Consider the following 10,312-nt stretch of genomic DNA (forward strand, 5'->3'; position numbering starts at 1 on the left):
CCGAGCGCCGCCGCAGCGCTTCCGCCTGCGGCCACGTATCCTTCACCCAGCCGGTCACCTTGTCCTCGTCGCGTTCCAGGGCCCGCCGGGCGGGCACCTGGTGGCTGAAGCCGTGGCGCCGCAGCATCTTTGCGATGCCGGACAGGGTGAAACTCTTGTGGAACCGGCGCCCTGTCAGCGTCTTGATCCTGGCCAGGGTCCAGGTCTGGTCGGGCCAGCCATGCGCCACTGGCCCCTTGGCCAGCTCTTCTTCCAGCACTGCGAACAAGGTCTCGCTGAGCCCCGGCCTGGACGCCGGCCCCTTCGAGCACAGGCCGCGCTGGCCTGCGGCTTCCCAGGTCCGGCGCCACCGCTGCACCGACCGGACGCTGATCCGCAGCCTCTTCGCGACCACATGGTTGCTCTGTCCGGCAGCGAACATCCCGGCCGCTTCCATGCGAATCCGTTCGCGAAACGCCTGCCTTTCGGCAGTCAGGCCACCACCTTGCGGATACCTCTTGTCTCCGGCGTACCGCAGCGATCACCACCTGTCAGCCCTGACGACACCGCGCAGACAAAGTCAGTAACGAGTTGGTGCGTGATTGTGGGTGGGCATGCTCTGTTGGTGAGGGGTTCGACTGATCGTTCGGTGTTGGCGCATCCGCTGTTCACTGGCATCTCGACAGAGCATCTGGCGTCGTTGGTAGCTGAGTTGGCCGGGCCCTGGGTGGCCGGTGTCGAAGGGCATCGGTTCCGGGTGAGGGGTGGCGAGCGGAAGCGTGCGCCGGGTGCTGGTGCCCGGCACCGGCTGGTCTTCGTGGACCGGCTGGTGGCCACACTGATTCATCTTCGCCACGATCTGCCGCACTCGGTTTTGGCCCTGCTCTACGGAGTGGACCGCTCGACCGTCACTCGGGCTGTCGGTGAGGTCCGCTGTCTGCTCGCCGAGCGTGGATTCGCCGTACCAGACCGCCCTGATCTGCGGCTGCGCACTCTGGAGGACGTGTTCGCCTATGCCCAGGCGGAAGGTGTTCAGCTGCGTTTGGACGCCACCGAGGTGCAAGTCCGCCGGCCTGCCGCGGGTCGGGGCGGACGGCAGGCGTTCGTGTCGGGCAAGAAGAATCAGAACACGATGAAGGCCACCGTCATCGCCGACCACCAGGGCCGAACTCTATGGACCGATGCCCTCAGGCCAGGGCGGATGCATGATGTGACCGCCGCCCGCACGGCCGGGATCAGTAGATGCTCGGACCACTTCAACCTCGTCCAGGTCTTCCTCGACGACGGCTACCTCGGCCTCGGACGGGACCACCCGAGGCGAGCCCTCACCCCGCCGCGCAAACTGCGACCGGGGCCATAGCGCCCTTTGTCGAAGCCCGAGCACGCCAACGGCACGACCACTCCTCACAACGGATCACCGTTGAACACGCCCTCGCCGATCACAAACGCTGGAAACAGTTGACGCGCTGGACCCATCGCCGCGACCGCCTCTGCCCGACACCTACCGAGCCATCTCCAGCCTTGTCTCCGACCGCAATATTGCCTGAGCAACGTGCTGAGCAAGGCAGACACGTCCCACCCGCTATCACGCACCAACTCGTTAGGCAGTGTCCGACGTGTCCCTGAAGGGTCGAGGGTTGAGCTGGAAGGCCGTCGCCCTACATATCAAGCCAGAGCGCTCATTTCATGGGCATAGCAGGCGTGTTACCAAGGTAGGTGTCGCCTCGCGGGGGTTTTGCGCCTGTGAGGTTCCGAGACGATGACGGAATGGACGCCCAAGTGAGGGCTCATGGCCATCCTCCCCCGGCAGTTCCACCCATCGGATCCGGTCGCCCTCGGGCGTCACCGTCGCCTTCCGTACAGCCCACTCCCCGTTCATGTGTTCGAATCGGGATGATCGTAAGGCCATCCCGTTGGCGGGCGTCAGCCGCGGGCGTCCACCACCGTCCGCAGCTTGCCGGTGGTCGGCGTGCGCGCGAAGCCAGCGCTGTCCACCGTTTCCACCGCGACGTCGAGCAGCCGCTCGTCCGCCGCGGTGCGCAGCTCCGGGTAGCCGGCCAGGAGCGCGTCCCGCAGGTGGTTGATGCCGGTGCCGGTGTGCTCCACGCGGACGGTGAGGCGTTCGCGCGGGCCGTCGGCGGACAGCAGGAGCTGGAGCTCCCCGCTGTAGCCGGTCTCCTCCGCGAGGGTGACGAAGCGGCGGTAGTTCAGGAAGTAGGTCGCCACGCGCATCACGTCGCCGGTGCGGCCCAGGAGTTCGAAGCGCGGGGCCCGGCTGCCGCAGGGGCAGGGGCCGGGGACGGCGCGGCCGAGGTCACCGATGACGTAGCGGTCGAGCTTCTGACCGCGGCGGGCGCGGGTGGTGAAGACGAGGCGGCCGGTCTCGCCCGGGGGCACCGGGCGGTCGGCGTCGACGCCGACGATCTCCAGGGTGTGCAGGTCGGCGTGGAGGTGGTGGACACTGCCCTCGCTCTCCACGCACTGGTAGCCGAGCGGGCCGAGGTCGGTGCTGCCGTAGGTGATGGAGCGGACGGTCTCGATGCTGAAGGTCTCGGCCAGGACGCGGCGCTGTTCGGCGGTGAAGTGCTCGCCCCCGTAAAAGATCTTGCGGATGCCGCCGTACGAGCGCAGCAGGTTGGCCTGGTCGTGCAGTAGCTGCCACAGGTAGGAGGGCATGCCGAAGAGGGTGTCGGCCTGGTGGGCGATCAGTGTCTCGGCGGTGGCCCGGTGGTCGGGGCCGGCGGTCATCGGCAGCTGGACGCCGCCGAGCCGCTCCAGGATGGAGAAGAAGCTGATGAACCCGCCGTACATGTCGCCGCAGTAGAAGAGGTTGGCGGTGCGGTCGCGGGCCGGGTCGTAGCCGGCGGCGAGCAGGCCGCGGGCGGCGGCGTGCATCTGGGTGTCGTAGTCGTCGTAGGTGAAGAGGGAGAGGGCGGGGCTGCCGGTGCTACCGCCGCTGCGGAAGTACAGCTCGGCGTCGGCCCGGCCGACCTCGCGGTTGCGTTCCTGGACGGCGGCCTTGTCCAGCAGCGGCCCGGCGGGCGGCGGGACGTCGACCGGGCGGATCAGGTCGTCGAGGCAGGCGGTGGTGGCGAAGCGCTCGTCGGCCCGGACGGCCACGCGGCGGCTGTAGCGCTGGAGGGCGTAGACGCCGTCGTGGGGCTCGCCGGGGTAGCTGCCCAGCATGTCGCCGACCGGGGTGACCCGGGTGACACCGGCTGCCAGTACGGTGCGGGCGAGTTCCGCGACGTCCGCGCGGCTGCCCGCGATACCGGCCGTCTGCAGGTAGCGGCGCATGGGCCGCAGGGTGGCGATCAGGTGCTTGCGGGGCAGCGGCTTGACCCAGATGCTGCGGTGCAGCGGTGAGGCGGTGAGCGCGGGCCGGGTGTCGGCCATGACGCGCCAGGAGCCGTCGGGGGCGGCGTGGACGCGGGTCAGACCGAGGTGCTCCTCCAGGCGGGCGAGCAGCTCGGTGGTGGTGATCTCGGCCTCCTCGGCCGGGCCGAGCTCCTCGCCCCGGGGCGCGGGCGGCACGGCGGCCAGGGCGCCGGCCAGGCGCTCGGCGAAGGCGAAGACCTCGTCGACGTCCTCGGTGTCGAGGTAGACGACCTGCGGGCTGGAACACGCCTGCTGCTCGCGCAGGCACACGTCCGCCGCGAGGGCGCGCAGCGTGGCCCCGTCGTGCCAGGCGTCCGAGGCGAGGTAGGCGAAGGAGATCCGGTGGCCCCACTCCACCAGGCGGCAGCCGGGCGGGACGTGGGCGGCGACACCCTCGACGGCGGCCTCGCCGCCCCACACCGCGACCGCGTCGGCGGGCACGCACATCAGGCGCAGCCACTCCTGGCGGGAGGAGGGGAAACGCAGTACGACGACGCGCTCGGCGACGGCCCCGGTGGGGTCGAACGCGGCGAGTTCGGCGAGCAGGTGCTGGGCGAGGAGGGTGTCGGCGCTGCTGGTCTTGAGGACGTTGATGTTCCCGGCGAGCAGTCCCTCGACGATGCTGAGCGGTGCGACGGTGGCGGCGTTGCCGGGGGCGATGTGGGCGACCATGCCGACGGGTGCCCACGCCTCGTAGACGGTCTCCTTGGCGTCGGGCCGGCCCAGCCGCTCGGGGGTGGCTCCGCCGAGCTCGCGGCGGAGCTTGCGGGTCAGTTCGGGGCGGCTGAGGAAGGCGGCGAGTTCGGTGAGGAGCGAGGCGTCCTCGTCGTCGGGCAGATGGGCGGCCAGGCGGGCGGTCACCGGGTGCGCGGGGTCGCGCAGGGCGGTGGCCAGCCGGTCGCAGGCGGCCAGCACGGTCTCGGTGTCCAGGGGGGTGGCCAGCGCGGCCTCGACGGCGGCGGGCAGGCCGGCCAGTCGGCGGGCCGCCTCGTCGTCGTCGACGAAGGCGCCCTGCCAGTAGTGCTGGTGGTTCGTCTCGGTCACGACATTCCCTTCATCAGTTCGGAGGCGGCCACGGCACAGCTGCGGTTGCGGCTCACGCCGGCGCGGCCGTGCACGGTGAACCAGGGGGTGTTCAGCTCGCAGCCGCACTCCTCGCCCGGGTGGAGGGAGGCCAGATCGCCCATGAGGACGCTCTGCGCCGGTACGGAGGTGATGTACGGCGAGACGAGGTGCAGATAGCCCCGCTCGCCGTACGGCAGCGGCTCCAGGGTGCGCGTGGAGCGGATGGCGACGCGCGACCAGACGGGGGCGTGCAGCCGGTGGTGGTCGCACTCGATGTACGGGATGCAGTGCTCGACGGAGCCGAAGGTGTCGCGGATCCGCTCCGGGGGGATGCCCAGCTGCTCGGTGATCCGGGCGTACAGCTCGTCCTTGCCAATCTGCCGGTCGGCGTTGCCCTTCCAGCCGCCGCCGAGGATCACCAGGGAGTCCTCGGACAGGCGCAGGGGCGGCAGGCCCATGGCGCGCATCCGCTCCAGGGTGAACCAGAGGAAGGCGGGGAAGCCCAGGATGCGCACGGGCGCGTCGTCCCGCTCGTAGCGGCGCAGCGCCTCGACGCAGCCGAAGGGGTCGAACTCGTGGCCACCGCCGGTGTTCCGCAGAGCGTACGCGACCTGCCGGGCGGGGGCGAAGTCGCACAGGTAGTTGTCGGTGAAGGAGGTGCCCAGCTTGAGGTCGCGGGCCGGCTCGTAGCTGTAGAGGAGATAGTTGACCTCCTGGCCGGGGGTGATCCAGCCGTTGTGGTCGAAGATGCGGGCGACCATGCGCTGGGCGGAGCGGATGGTCCAGGTGTCGAAGAACATCTGCGACTTCTGGCCGGTCGTGCCGGAGGAGGTCAGGTGCAGGTCGACGGCGTCGCGCGGGATGGAGAGCAGCTCGTGCCGCTTGAAGAGGTTCGCGTGCACGAGCGGGGCGCGGTAGGGGGCGCCGGCGTCGGTGCCGGTGCTCTCGAACAGCGAGCGGAAGAACGGGGAGCGGTCGGCGTGCCAGGCGTTGATCTCAGCCATGGCGGCGGCGAACAGCTCGTCCTCGGCGGGGCCGGTAGCGTAGGGGTCGGTCAGATCGCACAGCTCCTCCACCCGGGGCAGCAGCCCGGGGTCCGGCACGGCGATCGGGGCCAGGTGGCTGTTCATGAGGCAACCTTGAGGGTGGGCAGATAGGTCGACGCCCAGGCCGACGCGTAGGAGTCCAGATAGGGCTGGAGCGGCCCGTCGACGACGATGCCGCGGAAGTCAATCTGTTCGTTGGTGTGGGTCATCACGGCGTAGTCGTGGAAGCCGTCGCCCTCGGCCCGCATGGCCGGGTAGAGGGCGCTGGGGATGAAGCCCTGGGCGAGGAAGGCGGAGAGCAGGTCGTGCCGGTCCAGGGGCACCAGGGCCTCGACGTAGCCGGCGCCGGCCCGGGTGAGGGTGCGCGTGATGGGCTCCAGCCAGGCCGCTGCCGCGGCGGGCCCGGGGTGGGCGGCGATCAGCGCGCAGTAGCTGCCGGTGCGGTTGACGTAGGCGTAGACCTCGAAGTGGCCGTCGTCGGGCATCAGCAGCACGTTGGGCGTGTGCAGGGGGTAGAACCAGCTGTCGGCGTCGGGGAAGCGCTCGCGGAAGCGGCGGCGGACGAACGCCGGTGCCTCGATCGTCTCCAGCCGTCCCGCGGGGGGCCGTTCGGGGGCGGGGAGCGGGGCGGTGGCCCGGGTGTCGGCGTAGCTGACGCCCAGGCTCTGTTCGACGGCGCGCAGCAGCGGCGTCAGCGGTGCGGGGACTTCGGGCACGGGGACGCGGCGGTCCAGCACCCCTGAGGAGTGACGCGCGTAGAGCGCAAGGCTCTCGCGGCTGCTGAGGTCGACGGCGTTGGGCAGGATGCCCAGGGCGCGGAAGCCGTTGCGGGCGACGACGCGCTGGGGACCGGCGCTGATGGTGCGGACGGTGGCGTAGACAGAGTCGAGGAGGCCCGTGCCGAGGGTGCGTTCGCACAGTGCCTCGGTCAGCGCTCCGGCGAGTCCGCCGGTGCGGTGTTTCGGGTGCACGGCCAGGCCTTCGAGCCGGCCGATGCGGCTGACGAGCTCGCCGTGGACGGCGGCGGATCCGACGAGGGCGCCGGTGCCCGGCCGGCGGGCGACCAGCCAGAAGGTGTGCGGGTCCTGGATGAGCCGGGCCATCTCGGCGGGGTCGGTGCCGAGTCCGGCGGGGTAGTGCGGTCCGTAGACCGCGTAGTACAGCTGGCGCAGATCGGCGATGTCGGCGGGGGTGGCCGCCTGGAGCTCGGGGGTCATCGCTCGCTTCCGACGGGGACGGTTTCGGGAAGGGGTGCGGGGTCGGCGGGTCCGGGCGTGCGCTCGCGCAGCAGGGCGAGGACGCAGGCCGCGGGCAGCAGGCCGGCCGCCTGGACCAGGCACAGCGCCCGGACGGGCAGCTGGTCGCCGAGCAGTCCGAAGAGCAGGGAGGCCAGTGGGAAGGTCGCGCCGAGCACGGCCTGCATGACGGCGAAGAAGCCGGGCTTGTCGGCCGCGGGGACCAGCCGCTGGAAGAGGGCCACGAAGCGGACGCCGATGACGCCCACGCACCAGCCGGCCACGACGAGGGAGCCGGCGAAGGCCAGCCGTCCGGTCAGCAGACCGGGCAGGGCCAGGGCGAGCGACATCAGTGCCAGGCAGTACGAGCTGAGGACGGTCGGTCGTCCGGGTATGCGCGCTCCGGTGAAGGAGCCGATCAGTGTGCCGGTGCCCAGGGACGCCTCCAGCAGGGCGACGGTCGAGCCGTCGTCGTGGAGCACGGACCGGGTGTAGAGCGGGATGACGACGAAGACGGCGGTGGTGAAGAGGTTCGCGGCCGTGAAGCAGAGCAGGATCTTGCGGACGAGGGGCAGGCCGGACAGGATCCGGCGCAGTGTCCGCCCTCCGGTCCCGGCGGCGTCGTCCGCCGTGGCGGCCCCGGGTGCGGCTGCCGGGCGGAAACGCACCGCCGTCAGCAGCAGCGCGGCCGTCAGATAGGCCGCCGCGCAGCCCACCGCGAGGCCCACGACGCCGGCCCCGTCGGCGATCAGGGCGCCGAGCAGGGCGCCGCCGAGGCTCGCCAGGGACTGGGTGGAGAGTTCGAAGCCTGTGGCGGCCTCGATGTCCTCGTCGTCGACGAGTTCCGGCACGGAGGTGGTCAGACAGGGGTCGAAGAAGGCCTGGCAGGCGGCCAGGGCCAGGGTCGCGGCGTAGGCCGCCGCGAGCGGGAGTTCGGCCGCGTACGCCCAGCCGGCCAGCGCGGCCGTGGCCAGTCCGGCGGTGCCGGCCGCCGCGCGCAGCAGCGAGCGGCGGGAGCAGCGGGCCACGGCCCGGGCGACGACAGGGGCGAGGGCGACGGCGGGCAGGGTACTGACCGCCATGAACAGCCCGGAGGCGAGGCCGCGGCCGCCGCCGACGGCGTAGGCGACCAGCCACCAGGCCACGCCCACCTGGAACATGCGCACCGCGGCCTGGGTCAGGACCTGGGCCAGCCAGACGGCGCCGAAGGTGCGGTTGCGCAGGACGAGCGGCAGCCGGCGGCCCTTGGGCGCGCCGGAGGGGTCGGGGGTGCTCACGCGGTCGGCCTCTCGTCGAGGACGCGGACGAGCTTGCCGGAGCGGGGGTTGACCGCGAGGTCGCCGTTCCGGACCCATTCCACGGTCAGCGGGTGCACCATGCCGGCGCGTTCGCTGTCGGGGTAGAGCGGCCGGGCGGTGTTGAGCGCGGTGACGATCTCCTTGGCGAGGACGTCGAGTCCGGCCGGGTCGTCGTCGCCGGGCGCGGTGGCCAGGCGCAGGACAAGGCCGTCGCGGCCGTTCCAGCGGCGGACGACGAGCTGGGTGCCGGTGACGCGGCCCTCGGTGTCCGCCTCGGCGACGGCGGCGTGGGCGTCCTGGGTGTAAAGGGAGACGGGTCCGACGCGGACGCCTTCCTCGGCCCGGCCGAGGATGCGGAAGTGGCCGGCCGCGGGGTCGGTCCACTCCGCCCGGTCGCCGGCGGGGTAGCGGATGACGGGCATGAGGCGGCGGAAGAGGCTGGTCACCAGGACGCGACCGGGGCGGCCGGCCTCGGTGACGGGTTCGCCGGTCGTCTCGTCGACGATCTCGACGAGGGTGTGCGGGCTGAACGCCCGGTGCACGCGCGGATCGGGGCCGGGCACGGGACGGCCGAGGAGGCCGGCGTCGACGCTGGCGTAGCCGAGGGAGCGGGGCTCGGCGTGCGGGAAGGCGGAGGCGAGCAGGCGCCGCTGGTCGTCGAAGAGCGCCTCGCCACCGAAGAACAGCAACTCGACGGAGGGAAGCTGACGGCCCGTCGCGACCAGGTGTTCGGCGAGCCGGCACAGGGTGGTCGGTGTGCCGGCCGCCACCTGGACGGCGAAGTCCGCCAGGGTGGGCACCGTCGACTCCAGCGGGGCGGCGCCGCCGATGGGCAGGCGCACATTGTCGACGGGGGCCTGGGCGAGCGAGTCGAGGACGAAGAGGAAGCTGGCGTAGAGCTCGCCGGCGTAGAAGAGGTCGGCGACGCGGTGTCCGGGGCGCAGTCCCGCGTCGAGGAGTCCCTGTCCGAAAGCGGCGGTGAATACCCGCCATTCCTCGCGTGTGTAGCAGGAGAACTTCGGTGCGCCGGTAGTGCCGCCGGTCTTGTAGACGACGGCTTCGGAGAGGGGCCCGGTCAGAACACGATTGACGCGGAGGGCATTCGCCTGCCAGAACGCGTTCTGGTCCACCACGGGGAGTTGCGTGAGGCACTCGACCCGGTCGGGAAGTCCGGCGTAGAGCTCGGCGTAGAAAGGAGAGTTATGACGGGCGAAACGTATGAGGTCCGATAGCTGGTGGACGGACATGTAGCCTTTGCCTTGTGGGTAACAATGCGGGGTACGCAGGGTTGTGCGGCATGACGAGGATCGGTGCTCGCCGCCTGCCTGCCGGGCGTCGCGTCAAGCGCGGTACGCCGGCCCATCGGGTCGGTCACTGTCGATCTGACGCGCAATCATACCCTCTGTAACGTCAAGAAATATATCGCACCGTCAGCACTGCTTCATACGACCGTCGAGAGCTGAACGTGAATCGCCGGGATCGTGGCCGGAAGTCGGATCCGGCTCGGCGAGAATGTGGCCGAAACTCATAGAAATACGGCGTCCGGTATCGGCATTCGAAAGGCCCTCGCCGAGCAGTCAGGGTTTTGCCGGCCGCAGCAGGCCGAGGAGGCCGGCCATCCTCATCTTGTGGCGGCCCGCAGCCACCAGCGGCGCAGCACGCCCAGCAGATCGGTCTCGTCGGCCTCGCCCACCTCCCGGTGGAACTCCATGCGGTCGGCCGGCGGCAGGGCCGCGGCCACCGCGTTCTGGGTGCGGGGCAGCGGCGGCGGGCCGCCGTCGCCGTGGTGTACCGGCTGTGCGCTCATGAACTCATTCCTTCCGGCAGTGTCGAGTCTGCCGTCTGACGGCCGGGGTGCGCGAGTGACGACGTCAAAAGCGGGAAGTTCACATGAGCCGCGACTGGTGTTGACCGCTTCGGTGGTACGCCCCGTCGGCGGTCGGGGGCCGCCTCCGTCCGGGTAGGGCTTCTCTCGCCGGGGCATCGGTGGTGTGGGCAGGCCGTTGTGTGGGTGTGCGCACCTGTACATGCGACTTCGGCTTCATTGCGGGACCGGCGATGTTGACCGTCGGCCTGCTTCGCCGCGTGCAGGCACGGGCCGACGGGAGGAAGCGCCCAGGCGACGACGGAGCCGTCAGTGATGTGCCGCACTCCCTGGCCTGCCGGTTGCAGGGCAGCGGTCCACGATTCTCAGGGGGAGCGACTGTGGTATGAGGTCTTACGGGCTCTCCCGCGATTGGTCGTGAGGCGTGTTGGCCTGGCTCCTGAGGCAAGGGCCCGCTACGCGGAGCCGCGCTAGTAATAGCCCTTC

General features: G+C 71.1%; 7 protein-coding genes and 1 pseudogene. 1 reads left to right on the forward strand and 7 read right to left on the reverse strand.

Going from position 1 to position 10,312, the window contains the following annotated elements:
• On the reverse strand, positions 1 to 436 hold a 436-nt coding region (locus AB0A97_RS41240), incomplete at its 3' end, for a winged helix-turn-helix domain-containing protein (RefSeq protein WP_361161142.1).
• Positions 437 to 604: 168 nt separating this feature from the next.
• Between AB0A97_RS41240 and AB0A97_RS41245 the strand changes: the two are divergent.
• Positions 605 to 1,526 (forward strand): annotated as a pseudogene (locus tag AB0A97_RS41245) (transposase family protein).
• A 376-nt stretch (positions 1,527 to 1,902) separates the two neighbouring features.
• Here the strand turns inward: AB0A97_RS41245 and AB0A97_RS41250 are convergent.
• From AB0A97_RS41250 to AB0A97_RS41275, 6 genes are all read right to left on the reverse strand, one after another.
• A complete protein-coding gene (locus tag AB0A97_RS41250; protein WP_361161144.1) occupies positions 1,903 to 4,401 on the reverse strand; it encodes an acyl-CoA reductase in 2,499 nt (832 codons plus the stop codon).
• On the reverse strand, positions 4,398 to 5,552 hold the full coding sequence (locus tag AB0A97_RS41255) for an acyl-protein synthase (protein ID WP_361161147.1): 1,155 nt from the start codon (positions 5,550 to 5,552) through the stop codon (positions 4,398 to 4,400). The genes AB0A97_RS41250 and AB0A97_RS41255 overlap by 4 nt, the downstream gene beginning before the upstream one ends.
• On the reverse strand, positions 5,549 to 6,685 hold the full coding sequence (locus tag AB0A97_RS41260) for a GNAT family N-acetyltransferase (protein WP_361161150.1): 1,137 nt from the start codon (positions 6,683 to 6,685) through the stop codon (positions 5,549 to 5,551). Before AB0A97_RS41260 ends, AB0A97_RS41255 begins: the two co-directional genes overlap by 4 nt.
• Positions 6,682 to 7,980: an MFS transporter gene (locus AB0A97_RS41265; RefSeq protein WP_361161153.1), complete on the reverse strand. Its 1,299-nt coding sequence runs from the start codon at positions 7,978 to 7,980 to the stop codon at positions 6,682 to 6,684. Before AB0A97_RS41265 ends, AB0A97_RS41260 begins: the two co-directional genes overlap by 4 nt.
• Complete coding sequence (locus AB0A97_RS41270) at positions 7,977 to 9,248, reverse strand: AMP-binding protein (RefSeq protein ID WP_361161156.1); 1,272 nt, start codon at positions 9,246 to 9,248, stop codon at positions 7,977 to 7,979. The genes AB0A97_RS41265 and AB0A97_RS41270 overlap by 4 nt, the downstream gene beginning before the upstream one ends.
• A 374-nt stretch (positions 9,249 to 9,622) precedes the next feature.
• Positions 9,623 to 9,808, reverse strand: coding sequence for a hypothetical protein (locus tag AB0A97_RS41275; RefSeq protein WP_361161159.1), 186 nt, complete (start codon positions 9,806 to 9,808; stop codon positions 9,623 to 9,625).
• Positions 9,809 to 10,312 lie beyond the last annotated feature (504 nt).

The organism is Streptomyces sp. NPDC045470 (assembly GCF_040646595.1).
In the GTDB taxonomy this organism is placed as follows: Bacteria; Actinomycetota; Actinomycetes; order Streptomycetales; family Streptomycetaceae; genus Streptomyces.

Coding starts and splice junctions, on each gene's coding strand:
- AB0A97_RS41255 (WP_361161147.1), bottom strand. CDS start 5,552: ATGAACAGCCACCTGGCCCCGATCGCCGTGCCGGACCCCGGGCTGCTG.
- AB0A97_RS41260 (WP_361161150.1), bottom strand. CDS start 6,685: ATGACCCCCGAGCTCCAGGCGGCCACCCCCGCCGACATCGCCGATCTG.
- AB0A97_RS41270 (WP_361161156.1), bottom strand. CDS start 9,248: ATGTCCGTCCACCAGCTATCGGACCTCATACGTTTCGCCCGTCATAAC.
- AB0A97_RS41275 (WP_361161159.1), bottom strand. CDS start 9,808: ATGAGCGCACAGCCGGTACACCACGGCGACGGCGGCCCGCCGCCGCTG.